Genomic DNA, 14,883 nt, shown 5'->3' with positions numbered 1-14,883 from the left:
TCCTAAAAATTATAGTAACAAGAATATATTGCACTAAAAAGCGAGTAATTTCAAGAGTTTCGCAAAGAGATATAAATTCTGCTTGCAATTAAAAACATTTGTTCGTATAATACATAGTGCAAACGCAAGTTCGGGATATACGAGGAATGAGATATGAATTTATTAAAATCACTTAATAATTATAGCAAACAAATCTACAATTATTTCTTTACCTATAATATTAATAAGCTTACTACTTTTGCACAAGATCCAGGTAAAATTATCAGAATTTTAGAGCATGCTCTCTTTCATAAAGAATACATCTTACTCACTTATCAAAATGGAAAAACAGAAATCGGTCAACTAATTAAACGAACATCGGCTGGACGTTTTGTACTGGATAGCTATGATAATAATATAATTAGAATTATCGACTTAAATGACATCTTTAATGTTGAAACAGCATAAAAATAAAGGACTTCTTAAAGTGATGTAATTTTTAAACATCATACGAGAAGTCCTTTATTTTATTTCTTAAAACTTTCCATCAAATCAGCAGCATTTCTTTTAGCCGCATCGGTTACATCAGAACCAGCCATCATTTGAGCAATTGCCGTAATTGCTTCTTCTTGAGTAAGCGGACCAACTTGAGTATAAGTTGCTCCATCTTTAACTTGTTTTACAACTGAGTAGCGTTGATCACCAGCAGCAGCAACTTGGGGTGAATGAGTTATCGTAATAACTTGTTTTTCTTGACCAATTGCATGCATTTTTTTACCAATAGCTGCTGAAACACGTCCAGAAACACCAGTATCAATTTCATCAAAAATCATTGTTCCAACCGGCTCTACACGACTAAAGATCGCTTTCAAAGCTAAAATTAAACGAGACTGCTCCCCACCAGACACAATCTTGACTAAAGGCATTAAAGACTCACCAGGGTTTGGCGCAATCATAAAAATTACTTGATCTGTTCCTAATTTTGTAAAAGAATTGGTTTCATTAATTCGAATAGAAAAACGAGCTTTTTCCATGTAAAGATCAGCTAATTCTTTTTTTATCTTTTCTTCTAGCTCGCGAGCAATTTGTTCTCTTTGCTTATGTAGTCTTTTAGCCTTCTTGCTGAGTCTCTTCTCAACATCAGCTAATTCTTTTTGAATTTTTTCTTCGTCCAAATCTCCAGTTTCAAATTCACCAAGTTCGCTCTTAACTTTTTGGGCAAATTTAAAAACATCTTCTAAAGTTGGTCCATATTTCTTTTTAAGAGTATTCAGAGTATCTAAACGGTTAGAAACATACTGATATCGCTCTTCGTCAAAATCCATCTGATCCATTAGAGAAGATAATTCACTACGAGCGTCGTTTAATGAATAAACGCCATCATTAAAACTAGTAGCAAAATTTTCAAATTTTTTACCATAATTACTTAGATCTTCTGCTGCATTTTGTGCATCCCCAAGTAAAGTAGCTAATCCATGCTCATCATCGTCATATAATTGTATAAAATAATTAGCTGTATCAGCAATTTTTTGATAATTATTTAATTCATTAAATTCTTCTTCTAACTTTTCATCCTCATCTGGATCAGTTAAATCGGCACTCTCAAGCTCATTATTTTGAAATTCTAAAATATCTTGTTTCTGAGCAATTTCTTGCGCATCTTCTCTTAATTTACGCAATTGCGAAGTAAGATGACGCCATGTTTCAAAATCAGCTGCATAATCTTGCAACTCGTCTTTAAACTCAGGTTTAGCATAATTATCAATCAAGTCAATTTGCCGTTCTGGATCCATTAAGATTTGTTGATCATTTTGACCATGAATATCAACTAAATTTTTACCGATTTCACGTAGTACATTAATTGTTGTTAGCTGACCATTAATTCTAACTACATTTCTTCCCTTATGCGTTAGTTCTCGACTAATTATCAATTGATCATCTTCAAATGGAAGACCATACTTTTCATATAATTTTTCAATTAACTCTTTTTGTTCACTCAGCACAAATAAGCCCGTGATTACCGCTTTTTCTTCACCAGAGCGAATCATCTCACTTTGTGCTCGACTTCCTAATAGGAGAGACACTGCATCAATAATAATCGACTTTCCTGCACCTGTTTCTCCAATCAAGACAGTCATTTTTTCTTGAAAACGAACTTTAAGAGTCTTAATAATTGCAAAATTTTTAATATCTAATTCAACTAACATTTTTCTCACCTAAAGGCCACTAACTGCACGTTGAACCACATCAGCCGGATTTCCCTGCCACAAATCTTGTCCTGGATTTGCTAGATCTTTACCTAAATGAATCAAAAATTCAATATTTCCTTTACCACCTTTAATCGGTGAATAATCTACTCCGAGAACATTAAATCCAATCTTTTGAGCCATTTGCATTGTATGTTTAATAACATTAGCGTGAACTTCGTGATCATGAACAATTCCGTGCTTGCCTACATTTTCAGGACCAGCTTCAAATTGAGGCTTAATTAAGCAAACAGCATCACAATGATCTTTTAGAATCTCATACATTGGCGGCATGATTAAATCTAACGATATGAATGACACATCTGTCATTGCAAAATCAGGAAGTCCGTCGGTAAAGTCAGCAGGCTTACTATAGCGGAAATTTTGTTTTTCCATAACTACAACTTGCGGGTTATCACGTAATTTCCATGCAAGCTGGTTATAACCAACATCAAGGGCATAAACTAACTTAGCACCATTTTGCAAGGCAACATCGGTAAATCCACCTGTTGAGGCACCAATATCAAGGCAAATTTTATCTTTCAAGTTAATATTAAATACTTGCAAAGCCTTTTCTAATTTAAATCCACCACGAGAAACATATTTTTTCCCATCATCTTTAATATGAAAAGTCTCATCTTCAGGAAACTTTTCACCGCTCTTGTCGATTCTTTGATGATTATGGTCATTAACTAAACCCGCCATAATAGCTCTCTGTGCTTGACTGCGAGAATTAAAAAGGCCTTGTTCAAATAATAAAACATCTGCACGTTTTTTAACCATTTACTATAATACCTTCTGATATAAATTAAAAAATTCCCCTAATAAAGGCTGCTTAAAGATTTTAACAGCTGCTCTTCCCGCTTCAATCATCTTTAAAAGCTGCTTACGGCTAGCTTCAATTCCAAGTAAAGTTAAGGTATTGTTTTTACCTTCATCAGCATCTTTATGTGTAGCCTTACCTGCTTCTTGTTCTGTTTCAACTACATCAACTAAATCATCATAAATTTGATAAGATCTGCCAAATTGCTTACTAAAATTATCTAGACGATCAACTTCATCAGTGCTAGCACCAGCATAAACAGCTGCCATTTTAACACTTGCTTCAATTAAGCAGCCTGTCTTTAACCACTCCATCTGATCAATAACTTTAGCATTTTCTTTAACTAAATCATTATTAGTCGAATCAATATCAAGATATTGACCACCTACCATTCCGTTTGGACCAACTGCTTGTGAGATTATAATAGCTAAAGCTGCTGAATTACTACCTTCTGTAATCCATTGAATTCCTAATGGAAGCAAGGCATCCCCAGCTAAAATAGCTTCAGCTTCTCCCCATTTCTTATGAGAGGTAAGCTTTCCGCGACGGTAATCATCATTGTCCATTGCTGGCAAATCATCATGAATCAGTGAATAAGTATGGATTAATTCAATTCCGCATGCGATTCTTAATTCTGATTCACTAATTTTATAGTTCAATGTCTCAAGTGTTGCTAAGAAAAGGAGCGGTCGTAATCTCTTACCACCAGCCATAACTGAATATGACATAATTTTACTAAAAATTGGATTATCAACTTCACTTGCTAAGTGATCCTCTAAAAATTTATCAATTTGAGGTGTATATTTCTTTTGAAAATCTTTTAAATTCATTTATTCTTCCTCAGGAGCTGACGCATTTTGGGGATCGAGCGTCTTTTCATTTCCATCTTTATCAACCAATTTAGCAACTGTTTGTTCGGCATCATTAAGTTTCTTTTCCAGTTCACGACTCAACTTAACTCCAGCTTGAAATTCGTTTAAAGCATCTTCAAGAGGAACATTACCACTTTCAAGCTTATTAACAATTTCTTGTAATTCATTTAATTGTTCTTCAAAATTATTTTTCTTGGTTGCCATCTTTTTCTCTCCGAATATTTTCTACATTTACTTGTACTTGACCATCTTTGAAATGCAACTTTAATTTTTCATCAATTTCTAACTTATCAACAGAAGTAACTGTATTTCCTTCCTGATCCGTTGTATAAACGTAGCCCCGACCAATTGTCTTCAAAGGGCTAATGTCATCTAGCTGCTGCATCGTTCGATTTAGTTTATTTCTCTGATCCTTTAGATAAGCTGTCATTGTTGAAAATAAATTAGCAACTATAAAAGTTCGCTCACGTTCTAGTTGTTCTAGTCTTCGACCAGGATTAAGCGCCTTTAACCGTTCTTGAAGCAAGCGTACACTTGAACGATCATGCTGAAGTTGGTTAGATATTGCTTGATTAAGTCGATGACTAAGCATATCAACCTGTTGAATTTGTTGATCGTAAATTCTAGTTGGCTCTTGTAGAACTGGGGCTTTCCTCAAACGGTCTAATATCTGCCGTTTAGCTCGAATATTAGCCTGCATTGCCGCATAAAGACGAGCACGTAATTGAACAATCTTAGTTAATACATCAGCTAAATTAGGAGTTGCATATTCTGCAGCAGCTGTTGGTGTTGCCGCACGAGCATCGGCAACTAAGTCAGCTAAAGTAGTATCAGTTTCATGACCCACAGAACTAATAACTGGCATTTGCATTGCATAAATTTGACGCACAACCTTTTCTTCATTAAAAGGCCACAAATCTTCTAATGATCCTCCACCACGCCCAATAATAACTACATCATACTTATCACCTTGCGCTTGAATCTGCTTTAGAGAAGCAACAATAGTATCGGCTGCTTCATCTCCTTGAACTTTAGCTGGATAGAGATCAATTTCAGCATGCGGAAATCGTCGGTTAGCTGTAACCATAATATCGTGAATAACCGCACCAGAAGCACTAGTTACAACTGCAATACGATCTGGAAACAGTGGCAACCGCTTTTTATGATCTTCGTTAAACAAACCCTCTTTTGCAAGTTTTTCTTGTAGCTGTCTTAATTGTTCATAAAGAGCTCCCAATCCAGCTGGCTCCATTGTTTGCGCATAAAACTGGTATGAGCCTTGTGGTCCATAAACATCTACATAACCACTTACATAAACTTTCATTCCCTCTTCAGGCTTGAACTTTAACTTTTCAAAAAAAGAGCGGAACATAACTACATTAATTTTAGATTTATCGTCCTTTAATGAAAAATATTGATGGGAATGCATTCTGAATCTAAAATTAGATAACTCTCCCTGTAAAAAAACCTTATGTAGATAAGGATCGTTTTTAAATTTTTGTGAAATATAAAAATTTAAATCACTAACAGAAAGGTAAACTGGATTATCTGCCATGCTGTTTCCTCGTTAAAATCACTGCTTGTTTCATTAAACTAGCAACTGTCAATGGGCCAACTCCTCCTGGAACTGGTGTAATTGCATTAGCCTTGGGAGCTACTGTATCAAAATCTACATCACCCATTAATTTACCGTTTTCACGGTTCATTCCAACATCAATCAAAACTGCTCCATCTTTTACCATATCTTCAGTTACTAAATGAGCTTTACCCACGTCAGAAATGATTACATCAGCATTTCTTGTCAAATCTGCCAGATTCTTAGTCTTTGAATGAGCAATAGTTACAGTTGCATCTCGTTCAAGTAAAACAGCAGCTAGTGGCTTACCAACAATTACGCTCCGACCAATAATCACTGTATTCTTTCCGGCCATCTTAATTCCATAATAATCAATCAATGTTAGAATACTACGAACTGTTGCTGGAATAATATCACTTTGTCCTTCCCAAAGACGGCCTAAATTAAGTGGAGAAAATCCATCAGCATCTTTTTCAGGAGCAATAGTTTCAAAAATAGCTCTCGGATCAATTTGAGGTGGAACTGGTAATTGAACCATAATACCATTAATATTTGGATCTTGATTAAGTTCCTTAATCTTTCCTAGAAGTTCAGCTTGAGAAGTATCAGCTGGAAAATGCAATCCAACTTCATTGATACCTACTTTTTTAGCTAAATTTCTTTTAACTCGCAAATAAATTTTACTTGCAGGATCGTCTCCAACTTCTATTACGCATAAAGTTGGATTTATTCCGTCATTTTTCAAATTTTTTATTTCTTTTTTCAAATTTTCTGTAATCTCATTTGCAGGAGTTTTTCCTTCTAGTAATTTTTTCACCTAATCACCTCATCAAAAAAAGTCGGCTCAACGAGCCGACTCATTAGTTAGTCTTTCTTAATGAAATTGGCCAAGAGACCATTAACAAACTTTTTGGATTCTTTAGAGCTAAATTCATCACATAAATTTAACGCTTCATTTAAAGCAGCTACTGGTTCAATCACTTTACTATTTTGCATTTCGTAAAGAGCCACTTCAAGGATTGCCAAGTCAATTTCGTTAATTCTATTTAGACGCCAACCCTTTTTTAAGTATTTACTTAATTGCTCATCAAGCGCTTTTTTGTTAGCCAAGACACCATTTACTATTTCTGTAGAATAATCTGGAAAGCTCTTGAGCTCTAAAGCTTTTAGTGCTTTTTGACAAACTTCTTCCGCATTAGTCAAGTTTCCTTGGTTAGCCAAATAAATTGCTTGCATTGCAATTCTTCTCATCTCATGCTGTGTCATTTAGTCTTTAGCCTCGTCCTCTTTATCGTCTGGGAAAAGTGCTTCTGTGTCAGCCTTTACTTCAGATTCAGTTTCTTCTGTTTCTGAAACTAGACCAACCACATGAACATTAATTTGAGTTAAATCTAAATCTGTCATTTGCTTCAATTGCAAAGTCAAGTTTTTTTGCAGTTCGACGCATACTTTTGGCACATTTACACCATAGTCAAGATAAGCATAAACATCAGCAGTTAACTTATCATCTTCAACACTTAAGGAAACGCCTTTACCTTGGTTAGAACGACCAAAAAGAGTATTAATGCCAGTCTTCAGCGTCCCACGCATTTCGCTGACGCCATCGACTTTTCTGGCAGCAATTCCTAGAATAACTTCTAAAACACCAAGATCAACTCGGGTTTCATCGCCTTTGTCATTGCTTGATAAAAGAATCGTTGAATTATCAGCCATATTTTTACCTCAAAAATTATTTATTTGCACGAGAAACGTAAGTACCATCAGCAGTATTAATAGTTAATACATCACCTTGATTAATAAAGAATGGTACATTAACTACTAAACCTGTTTCCATAGTTGCAGGCTTACCACCACCAGAGGAAGTATCACCTTTAATGTTAGGTTCAGTTTCAGCAACTTCAAGGTCAACCGTGTTAGGTAAGTCAACACCTAAAGTTTCACCATCGTGCATAATGACATTAACTACCATGTTTTCTTTTAAGAACTTAGATTCTCTTTCAACTTGAGCTTCTGGAATTTCAAGTTGTTCATAAGTAGTAGTATCCATAAATACAAAACTTGTACCATCGTTGTATAAGTATTGCATAGCTTTGGTTTGAATATCAGCAGTATTAACCTTAGCAGTTGAACGGAAAGTATATTCTTGTACTGCACCAGTTCTTAAACTCTTAAGCTTTGAACGAACAAAGGCACTACCTTTACCTGGCTTAACGTGTTGGAATTCAACAATACGCCATAAATCGTTGTTATATTCAATAGTTAATCCATTTTTAAATTCATTAACTGAGATCATTGTCATAGTAAAATTACCTCATTTCTACACTTACTTATCTTACCAATCTTATCCATTGTTTCGCAACATTAACCGCATAATTAGATAAAATTATAGAATTAAAAGCTCATCTTTTGGCAATTGTGACATTACATAAGGATGATCGTCCTTAATTAACACGTCATCTTCAATTCTAACACCGCCGCGATCCGGCAAATAAATACCAGGCTCAACTGTAATTGCCATATTATTCTTCATAACTTCTTTTCCATATGGCATTGCTGGCGTACAAAGTTCATGTACTTCTAGTCCGATTCCATGGCCAATCCCATGACCAAAGTATTCCCCATATCCTTGTTCTTTAATATAGTTTCTAGCAGCTTGATCGATATCTTTTCCAGTATTTCCAGCAATTCCGCGCTTTTGAGCTTCTAATACAATATAGTATATTTTTTCTAATTCTGGTTCTACTTGTCCTAAAGCTACTGTTCTAGTGATATCCGCAGTATATCCATGATAAAAACTACCAAAGTCAATTACAATCAATTCGCCTTGTTGAATTTTCTTATCGCTAGCAACGCCATGTGCCCAACTACCACGATATCCAGAAGCAACAATTGTTTCAAAAGAAGGGCCATCGCCGCCATTCATTTTAAATAAATAGTCTAATTTAGCCCCGATAGTTCTTTCACTAACTCCTGGTTTAATTAAAGGCAAGATCTCTTTAAAACTTTGAGCAGAAATATCAATCGCTTTTTGTAAAGTAGCCAACTCTAAGTCGTCTTTTACATTGCGAACTTTCTCAACTAATTCAGCACTTAAGACAAAATTAAGATCAGGACAGGCCTCTTTTAAAGCTTCAAATTGAGTTGCAGAAATAAACTCTCCTTCAACTAAAACATTCTTTACATCTAATTGTTTTAATTGCTTAGCAATCTCTTTAACCACATCCATTGTCTGCATTACGACCTTCATTTCACCAGGAGCTTGATGGCGAATTTGATCTTTAAAGCGGGAATCAGACAATAACACTCGATCTCCATTAGCAGTTAGAATAAGCTCAGCTTCTTCACCAGAAAAATTAGTTAAGAAACGATAATTTGCTTGATTAAAAATAATTAAGGCATCTGCTTGTTCTTCTTTAATCAATTTAGTAGTTTTATCAATTCGATTATTAATTAAAGTTAGCAACTCTTGATCTGAAGACATGTAACCTACCTCCTGAGTAGATAAAAAAAGACCGAACGTTCCTTAGGGACGTCCAGTCTGCAAAAGAAATAATTATTTTGCTTCTTCAACTGGGTAAACAGAAACTTGTTTACGATCTCTGCCCAAACGTTCGAATTTAACAACGCCACTAGTTAAAGCAAACAAAGTGTCGTCGCCACCGATACCAACGTTCTTACCTGGGTGGATCTTAGTACCGCGTTGACGGAAAATGATTGAACCTGCGTTGATCTTTTGACCATCAGCACGCTTTGCGCCTAAACGACGACCAGCTGAGTTACGACCGTTAGCAGTTGAACCACCACCCTTGTGGTGGGCAAATAATTTAAGTGCTTCAAGATTGTTAATCATCATAATTTGTTTCACCCCTTAATTAAGCTTCAATGCTTTCGATAGTTACCTTAGTGTAAGGTTGACGGTGACCGTACTTAGTGTGTGAGTGCTTCTTAGGCTTGTATTTGAAAGTAACAACTTTCTTTTCTTTGCCTTGCTTTTCAACTTTAGCAACAACTTTAGCACCTTCAACTACTGGAGTACCAATTTTAGTTGACTTACCATCATTTACAAGAATAACTTCATCAAAAGTTACTTCGTCGCCAGGCTTAACTTCAAGTTTTTCAACAAAAACGCTGTCGCCCTTAGCAACCTTGTATTGCTTACCACCGGTTTTAATAACTGCGTACATTTGTACACCTCCGAAAAAATACTTAGACTCGCCGTATGAGGTGGAATTAACGTTAATTCTCTTCTTACCCCATAAACGTGCGGTTGCAGATGTGAGGTTTCCACAAATACAACTCTTACAGTATACTCTCATCCCTCTTTTAAAGCAATTCAATATCAAAATTTCTAAAAAAATACTAAAATAAATTTACAATTATTTATAACAAGGAGAAAAAATATGCTTAAATTTTATGGCTATAAACGTTGTTCAACTTCTAAGAAAGCTCAAAATTGGCTTGATGATCACCAAATTGCTTATCAGTATCAAGACTTAGTAGAAAAACCACCTAAGCAAGAGGAACTGCTTAAGTGGTTAACTGATTTTCAAGATCGCGGATTAAGATATTTTTTTAATACGTCTGGTCAAGTTTACCGCCAAATGCACTTAAAAGACCAAATAAACAAGATGACGCTTGAAGAAGCAGCCAAATTACTTTCACAAAACGGTAAATTAATCAAAAGACCTTTAGTTACCGATGGTAAAAAATTAGCTTGCGGCTTTAAAGAAGACATATACGAAAAGACTTGGTTATAATCCCCATTGGCCGCCATGAACACGCGCAACTGTGTCAGTGATAATAAAAGCATCAGAATCAATCTCGTGAATTTTATTGATTAAAGGACCATATTCACGAGTATCAACTACTAATAACAGCTGCTTTTTGTCATCATCACTATAACCTCCAACAACATCATAAATTGTTAAACCGTTGTAGTTATCAAGCAGCATTGTCTTTAGTTCTTCAAAATGCTCGTTACTCATCACACGCACCTGATATTTACGATCAAAACCAGCTTCCGCATAATTCATAGTCATGGCTGTCACTACTTGCGACAAAGCAGCTAATAAGAATGCACTCCAGCCGTCAACAAAGATATTAAGAAAAATAATGATCATATCAATCGCAAGTAGTCCAATTGCTGGATTAATATAAAAATATTTCTTTAAAATCATTGGTGGAATTGTTGTACCACCACTTGATGCATTAACGCGGTAAAGTAGAGAAACGCCTAATCCCATTAAGGCCCCACCATAAATTACCGCTAGTAACTGATTATTAGTAATTTTAAAACTAGGCGTAATTTCCATTAATATTGGAAGCAATAAACTACCTAAGACAACGTTTTTCGTTGTCTTTTTTCCTAAAAAGATTGCTGCCAAAATGAGCATTAAAATATTAACAATTAAAACAGTAATTGATCGATTAATACCCCATACTGCATCAACTAAGATCGAGATACCCGTTGAGCCACCAGCTGCAATATTAATTGGACCATAGAAGAAATTAATAGAAATGGCGATAATTTCTAAGCCAGCTAAAAAAACTAGCCAACTCATCCAAGATTTCTTTTTGATGTTTTTTGTCATTTCATCATCCTTCCTAAAAATAAGTTATTAATATTTTATCTAATTTTCATGCATCTTGTCAGCTACACTGCTTACTCCTAATTGTTTTTTAACATTTTATATTCTAGTTGTTGGCTTCCTTCATAAGCTGGCATTCCATTTTCTGCTCGATATAATGCACGCTCAAATGCTTGATATCCCTTGCTAGAACTAACAGCAAATTTAACATTATACTTACTTGCGAACTCGCTAATATTCCAAGTACTATCATGAGCGGCAAATGCAGTAACCAAAATTACAATGTCTAAATCTTTAATTTGATTTTCAATTACTTTTTTCTTACCTTCAAATGCATCAATCGGAATTGGAATACCATTATAGCGGTTAACAATCCCTTCTAAAATCGCTTCATTTTGATTATCGCCAACAGCAATACCTACTCGTTGATAATGTAAATTCATATCTAACTTAGCTAATTCTTGGGTACTTACCGCTGCCTTTGTCTTTTCTTTCTTAGTCTTAGAAACTCGCCTAGGTTGCTCAGTTTCATAGATCCAGCGAACCTGAACTGCACTCGCTGGATCTTTTTTTAGTCTAACATCGCCTGTATACCAAGCTAAGTCAACAATTGCACCGTCTTCTAAATGAATATTTCTATTCTGATAGTAACTAGAATCAAGCGCAACGATTACTGGCTTACGGTTGATAATCAGTTTTTCTCCATGGATATTCCGTGAAACACTTAGATTGCCTGGACTTCCTTGTACTACTCCATACTTAAAATCATCTATCTTGTCATAATCACGGCTCCGTAATTTTCGATATCCAACTACTCGTAAAACTTCAGCTTCATTTAAGCTATTTGCTAAAGGTAATGCTTCAACAATATCGCCGCTTTTTAAATTTAAATCATGGATTTGTCCTTCATTTACTTCAAAGACAACTTCCCCATTATCATTGATCAAATCTGCACCCTTCAATGCACGGATAACAGTATATCGTCTACCCTTTCGATAATCACGTGCTTTCGCTTTTTTAGGCTTTAATGCAGCTTCAAAGATTTTTCGATTAACTGTAGTACTCGTTTCTTCTGAATTTTGAATTGCTTGATCTAATAATCCCAATTGCTTTCCAAAGTTTGCAGCAATATCATGATCAAAAGTTAACTTATGAAGCGCTCCTAAGGCAGTACTTTTTGCATTTTTATCACCTGGGCGTTCAATTAATTTAGTTATTCCCTGAAGAAAAGTATTTATTTGGGCAACAACTTTTGCATCCATTTTATTACTTGACGGTGTAGACTCTCCTTCACCTGTCATACCTAATACCACTTTAATTGCGTTTAAACTATTTTGAAGACTTTTTTCATCGCCTGCAGTATTATTTAAAATTCTTTTTAAGTTATTTCGATAATCAAACATTTTAATCACTCTTTTACTTACTTTTTATCTATTATATCGATTTAATCTAGTTCAATTCAAAATTTCTATATCAATCTCTCAAGAAAGTGATATATTAAAGGTAAACATAAAAAGTGAGGGAAAATTATGACTAAGTACACTGTTAAATTATCTGAAGAAGATTACCAAATGTTAAAAGATTGTCACTCAAAGAACCCTTCAATTATGAAGGCTTTAGACGAAGCTAAAAAAGAAGATTAATCTTTAGCTATTTTTACAAAATAAAACTCGTGATTAGTTTATTTTACTAATCACGAGTTTTTGTTTTAAGCTCTCCATTCGCCGCCTTGACCATAGGTATGCTTATCAAGTTCATTAATAATTACGTGAATGTGTTCTTTTGGCGCACCAGTATTCTTATGCACAGCTTCAGTAATATCCTTCATCATTTGAGTTAATTGCTCATCACTTCTACCCTTAATTAATTCTACATGTACAAATGGCATTTAAAATTCCTCCTTTTTTAACCAAAATTATAGCAGACTTATTTAAGCTATACACTCTTTCTTAAAACTCTTTTTGCACCATCGCGCACTGCAAAATACAAAATTGGCGTGCAAATTGCAGTTGAAATTGAATTAATAACCGTTGCCGGTAAACTCACAAAAGAGCTAACTAAAGCTACATTTAAACTAGTTCCAACCATCAATGCTTCTACAATTGAAACACAGTAAGTTGTAAAAATTTTAGTTATCCCCGCGATAATTCCTAAAATAATAATATTTCTTTTACTATCTTGATAGTGCATCCCTTTGTATACTGCCGTTAAGACACTGGCAACTATCACCACTTCAAGCATTGTTAACCAAGAGGTGGCTGCATAACCATTAAGTAAGTCAAAACCGCCTAAGCCAATAATTCCCGCTAACATTCCATTTCGATATCCTAGATACAAAATTGCAACAGCAGTTAAGGTATTACCAAAATGAATGAATGGTCGACCAACTAAAGCTGGAACTGGGATTCGTAAGACCCAGACACCTAAATAAATTATCGCAGCAAATAAGCCAGTCATAATTATTGAAACCAGTGAATTTTCTTTTGTCCGCATTTTCTATCCTCTTTCTCTACTTTTATTCATTAACCAAGGCAAAGCACCTGCATAATTAGGTCCTAAACGCTTATCCTGAGTTAAATCTGTTACTTCAATTGCCATTTTAATAAAAGTAGCAGCTATTTCTACGCCTTCTTTTAAGGAATAACCTGCTAAAATTGCTACTAATAAGCTACTTGCAAACATATCTCCTGTACCAAAAAATGAACGTCCTACTTTTTCATTTTCGATTACAAATACTTGATCATTAGCTGATACTCCTACCATCTTAATTTTTTCTTTCATTAGAATACCAGTAATTACTACCTCTTTTAATTTGAATCTTTCTTTTAATTCTAAAGCAAGCTTTTTAATTTCATTAATTGAAAAATCACGATAATTTTTCCCAAGTAATAGGCAAGCTTCAGTTAAATTAGGGGTTAAGATTGTTGCAGACTTAGCAAGTATACGCATTTTTGTCACATAGTCTGTGTCTAATCCGTGATATAGTTTACCTGAATCTGCCATAGCTGGATCAAGCAGTACGTTACTGTCTTTAAAATCAGAAATATGACTCAGCCAAAAATCAATAGCTTCTTTACCTAAATAGCCTAAGTATAAATTTTTAAAATCAATCTTTTGGTCCCGCCAATGAGCAATAATTTTACTCATTTCGCTATTTAAATTTAAGAAAGTATTATCGCCAAATCCACCAGTATGAGTAGACAAAATCGCTGTCGGCAATACATCTGGCTGATAGCCACATGCTCCTAAAATTGGTAAGGCAACACTAAGTGAAACCTGACCCAGGCAGGAGAGATCTTGACTAACTAAAATCTTTTCTTCCATTTTTTAATGTTCTTTCTAATTTTAATCGTTTCTTTTTAACTGCATATCTTATAGAATTCAGTTTAATTTGTAGCAATTTGTTATGCCAATAAATTAAGGCCATTTTGATCGCTAAACGATTATACCAACAATAGTCATGCCTCAAATAATTATATGAATCCTTAAGGTTGAGCAGATGCTCTGCTGTAATGAATTGATTACGGCTCCAGTGCCAATCAGCAGCACCATTTTTACGAATTCTAATTTTCTCAATTCGACCAACTGTTAGTCTTGCTCGCCCTTTAATGTACTTGCTTCTTGCAACAGTAATATAATTGCCAATCATGGTTTGTTTCCAAAATTGATTGTTTTTCTTTTCAATAAAAAGCGCCCGTCTTAGTACCTTACTTAAGCAATACCACTCTTTATTACCGTCTGGTAGCGCAATTAAACACCAAATATATTCTTGTCTTTTTCGCAAATTTTCCCCAACTTT

At 34.8% G+C, this 14,883-nt stretch carries 20 protein-coding genes and 1 other annotated feature; of the genes, 2 read left to right on the top strand and 18 right to left on the bottom strand.

The features are described from left to right. The first annotated feature begins 153 nt into the window (after nt 1–153). Nucleotides 154–447 (top strand): hypothetical protein, encoded by a 294-nt coding sequence (locus LGAS_RS03720; RefSeq protein WP_003647532.1) that lies wholly within the window; start codon nt 154–156, stop codon nt 445–447. Between the two features lie 59 nt (nt 448–506). Here the strand turns inward: LGAS_RS03720 and recN are convergent, their stop codons facing one another. The 12 genes from recN to rplU all read right to left on the bottom strand — a co-directional run bounded on the left by recN (nt 507) and on the right by rplU (nt 9,680). Continuing rightward, nucleotides 507–2,186: a DNA repair protein RecN gene (recN, locus tag LGAS_RS03715; RefSeq protein ID WP_025012231.1), complete on the bottom strand. Its 1,680-nt coding sequence runs from the start codon at nt 2,184–2,186 to the stop codon at nt 507–509. Between the two features lie 9 nt (nt 2,187–2,195). After that, entirely contained in the window at nt 2,196–3,008 is an 813-nt protein-coding gene (locus LGAS_RS03710; protein WP_003647533.1) for a TlyA family RNA methyltransferase, read from the bottom strand. Nucleotides 3,009–3,011: 3 nt separating this feature from the next. Continuing rightward, entirely contained in the window at nt 3,012–3,878 is an 867-nt protein-coding gene (locus tag LGAS_RS03705; RefSeq protein WP_003653411.1) for a polyprenyl synthetase family protein, read from the bottom strand. Further along, nucleotides 3,879–4,124 (bottom strand): exodeoxyribonuclease VII small subunit, encoded by a 246-nt coding sequence (locus LGAS_RS03700; RefSeq protein ID WP_003647535.1) that lies wholly within the window; start codon nt 4,122–4,124, stop codon nt 3,879–3,881. Beyond that, a complete protein-coding gene (gene xseA, locus LGAS_RS03695; protein WP_003647536.1) occupies nt 4,105–5,475 on the bottom strand; it encodes an exodeoxyribonuclease VII large subunit in 1,371 nt (456 codons plus the stop codon). Before xseA ends, LGAS_RS03700 begins: the two co-directional genes overlap by 20 nt. Continuing rightward, complete coding sequence (locus tag LGAS_RS03690; protein ID WP_003647537.1) at nt 5,465–6,313, bottom strand: bifunctional methylenetetrahydrofolate dehydrogenase/methenyltetrahydrofolate cyclohydrolase; 849 nt, start codon at nt 6,311–6,313, stop codon at nt 5,465–5,467. Before LGAS_RS03690 ends, xseA begins: the two co-directional genes overlap by 11 nt. Nucleotides 6,314–6,360: 47 nt before the next feature. Next, complete coding sequence (gene nusB / locus LGAS_RS03685; RefSeq protein ID WP_003647538.1) at nt 6,361–6,762, bottom strand: transcription antitermination factor NusB; 402 nt, start codon at nt 6,760–6,762, stop codon at nt 6,361–6,363. Further along, nucleotides 6,763–7,209, bottom strand: a complete 447-nt coding sequence (locus LGAS_RS03680) for an Asp23/Gls24 family envelope stress response protein (RefSeq protein WP_003647539.1) — start codon at nt 7,207–7,209, stop codon at nt 6,763–6,765. A gap of 16 nt (nt 7,210–7,225) precedes the next feature. After that, the gene (gene efp / locus LGAS_RS03675) at nt 7,226–7,795 is read right to left on the bottom strand and encodes an elongation factor P (protein WP_003647540.1); all 570 of its coding nucleotides are present in this window, start codon (nt 7,793–7,795) and stop codon (nt 7,226–7,228) included. Between the two features lie 84 nt (nt 7,796–7,879). Then, nucleotides 7,880–8,977, bottom strand: coding sequence for an aminopeptidase P family protein (locus LGAS_RS03670; RefSeq protein WP_003647541.1), 1,098 nt, complete (start codon nt 8,975–8,977; stop codon nt 7,880–7,882). 72 nt (nt 8,978–9,049) lie between these two features. Continuing rightward, nucleotides 9,050–9,349 (bottom strand): 50S ribosomal protein L27, encoded by a 300-nt coding sequence (gene rpmA, locus LGAS_RS03665; protein WP_003647542.1) that lies wholly within the window; start codon nt 9,347–9,349, stop codon nt 9,050–9,052. 19 nt (nt 9,350–9,368) lie between these two features. After that, on the bottom strand, nt 9,369–9,680 hold the full coding sequence (gene rplU / locus LGAS_RS03660; protein ID WP_003647543.1) for a 50S ribosomal protein L21: 312 nt from the start codon (nt 9,678–9,680) through the stop codon (nt 9,369–9,371). 14 nt (nt 9,681–9,694) lie between these two features. Beyond that, nucleotides 9,695–9,775: a sequence feature (ribosomal protein L21 leader region), on the bottom strand. A 121-nt stretch (nt 9,776–9,896) separates the two neighbouring features. Here rplU and LGAS_RS03655 point away from each other — a divergent pair. Beyond that, nucleotides 9,897–10,253, top strand: a complete 357-nt coding sequence (locus tag LGAS_RS03655) for an arsenate reductase family protein (protein WP_003647544.1) — start codon at nt 9,897–9,899, stop codon at nt 10,251–10,253. On the opposite strand, the gene LGAS_RS03650 is transcribed toward LGAS_RS03655, so the two are convergent. The 6 genes from LGAS_RS03650 to LGAS_RS03625 form a co-directional block, all read right to left on the bottom strand. Beyond that, on the bottom strand, nt 10,248–11,087 hold the full coding sequence (locus tag LGAS_RS03650; protein WP_003647545.1) for a YitT family protein: 840 nt from the start codon (nt 11,085–11,087) through the stop codon (nt 10,248–10,250). The genes LGAS_RS03655 and LGAS_RS03650 overlap by 6 nt on opposite strands. A gap of 77 nt (nt 11,088–11,164) precedes the next feature. Next, a complete protein-coding gene (locus LGAS_RS03645) occupies nt 11,165–12,487 on the bottom strand; it encodes a DUF2325 domain-containing protein (protein WP_021314815.1) in 1,323 nt (440 codons plus the stop codon). A gap of 305 nt (nt 12,488–12,792) precedes the next feature. Beyond that, nucleotides 12,793–12,972 carry a 2-hydroxymuconate tautomerase gene (locus LGAS_RS03640; protein ID WP_003647546.1) on the bottom strand — a complete coding sequence of 60 codons (180 nt, stop codon included), beginning with the start codon at nt 12,970–12,972 and terminating at the stop codon, nt 12,793–12,795. A gap of 47 nt (nt 12,973–13,019) precedes the next feature. Beyond that, nucleotides 13,020–13,577 carry an ECF transporter S component gene (locus LGAS_RS03635; protein WP_003647547.1) on the bottom strand — a complete coding sequence of 186 codons (558 nt, stop codon included), beginning with the start codon at nt 13,575–13,577 and terminating at the stop codon, nt 13,020–13,022. A gap of 3 nt (nt 13,578–13,580) precedes the next feature. Further along, nucleotides 13,581–14,408: a PfkB family carbohydrate kinase gene (locus LGAS_RS03630; RefSeq protein ID WP_003647548.1), complete on the bottom strand. Its 828-nt coding sequence runs from the start codon at nt 14,406–14,408 to the stop codon at nt 13,581–13,583. After that, a complete protein-coding gene (locus LGAS_RS03625) occupies nt 14,386–14,868 on the bottom strand; it encodes a DUF7679 family protein (RefSeq protein WP_003647549.1) in 483 nt (160 codons plus the stop codon). The genes LGAS_RS03630 and LGAS_RS03625 overlap by 23 nt, the downstream gene beginning before the upstream one ends. Nucleotides 14,869–14,883: the final 15 nt, after the last annotated feature.

Source organism: Lactobacillus gasseri ATCC 33323 = JCM 1131 (assembly GCF_000014425.1).
Classification (GTDB): domain Bacteria; phylum Bacillota; class Bacilli; order Lactobacillales; family Lactobacillaceae; genus Lactobacillus; species Lactobacillus gasseri.
The sequence above is the reverse complement of the archived record's forward strand: the minus strand, read 5'-3'. Positions and strand labels throughout refer to the sequence as shown.

What these genes read in the sequence shown, in the direction of transcription:
- LGAS_RS03720 (WP_003647532.1), top strand. Translation starts at nt 154, where the DNA reads ATGAATTTATTAAAATCACTTAATAATTATAGCAAACAAATCTACAAT.
- recN (WP_025012231.1), bottom strand. Translation starts at nt 2,186, where the DNA reads ATGTTAGTTGAATTAGATATTAAAAATTTTGCAATTATTAAGACTCTT.
- LGAS_RS03710 (WP_003647533.1), bottom strand. Translation starts at nt 3,008, where the DNA reads ATGGTTAAAAAACGTGCAGATGTTTTATTATTTGAACAAGGCCTTTTT.
- LGAS_RS03705 (WP_003653411.1), bottom strand. Translation starts at nt 3,878, where the DNA reads ATGAATTTAAAAGATTTTCAAAAGAAATATACACCTCAAATTGATAAA.
- LGAS_RS03700 (WP_003647535.1), bottom strand. Translation starts at nt 4,124, where the DNA reads ATGGCAACCAAGAAAAATAATTTTGAAGAACAATTAAATGAATTACAA.
- xseA (WP_003647536.1), bottom strand. Translation starts at nt 5,475, where the DNA reads ATGGCAGATAATCCAGTTTACCTTTCTGTTAGTGATTTAAATTTTTAT.
- nusB (WP_003647538.1), bottom strand. Translation starts at nt 6,762, where the DNA reads ATGACACAGCATGAGATGAGAAGAATTGCAATGCAAGCAATTTATTTG.
- LGAS_RS03680 (WP_003647539.1), bottom strand. Translation starts at nt 7,209, where the DNA reads ATGGCTGATAATTCAACGATTCTTTTATCAAGCAATGACAAAGGCGAT.
- efp (WP_003647540.1), bottom strand. Translation starts at nt 7,795, where the DNA reads ATGACAATGATCTCAGTTAATGAATTTAAAAATGGATTAACTATTGAA.
- LGAS_RS03670 (WP_003647541.1), bottom strand. Translation starts at nt 8,977, where the DNA reads ATGTCTTCAGATCAAGAGTTGCTAACTTTAATTAATAATCGAATTGAT.
- rpmA (WP_003647542.1), bottom strand. Translation starts at nt 9,349, where the DNA reads ATGATGATTAACAATCTTGAAGCACTTAAATTATTTGCCCACCACAAG.
- rplU (WP_003647543.1), bottom strand. Translation starts at nt 9,680, where the DNA reads ATGTACGCAGTTATTAAAACCGGTGGTAAGCAATACAAGGTTGCTAAG.
- LGAS_RS03655 (WP_003647544.1), top strand. Translation starts at nt 9,897, where the DNA reads ATGCTTAAATTTTATGGCTATAAACGTTGTTCAACTTCTAAGAAAGCT.
- LGAS_RS03650 (WP_003647545.1), bottom strand. Translation starts at nt 11,087, where the DNA reads ATGACAAAAAACATCAAAAAGAAATCTTGGATGAGTTGGCTAGTTTTT.
- LGAS_RS03645 (WP_021314815.1), bottom strand. Translation starts at nt 12,487, where the DNA reads ATGTTTGATTATCGAAATAACTTAAAAAGAATTTTAAATAATACTGCA.
- LGAS_RS03640 (WP_003647546.1), bottom strand. Translation starts at nt 12,972, where the DNA reads ATGCCATTTGTACATGTAGAATTAATTAAGGGTAGAAGTGATGAGCAA.
- LGAS_RS03635 (WP_003647547.1), bottom strand. Translation starts at nt 13,577, where the DNA reads ATGCGGACAAAAGAAAATTCACTGGTTTCAATAATTATGACTGGCTTA.
- LGAS_RS03630 (WP_003647548.1), bottom strand. Translation starts at nt 14,408, where the DNA reads ATGGAAGAAAAGATTTTAGTTAGTCAAGATCTCTCCTGCCTGGGTCAG.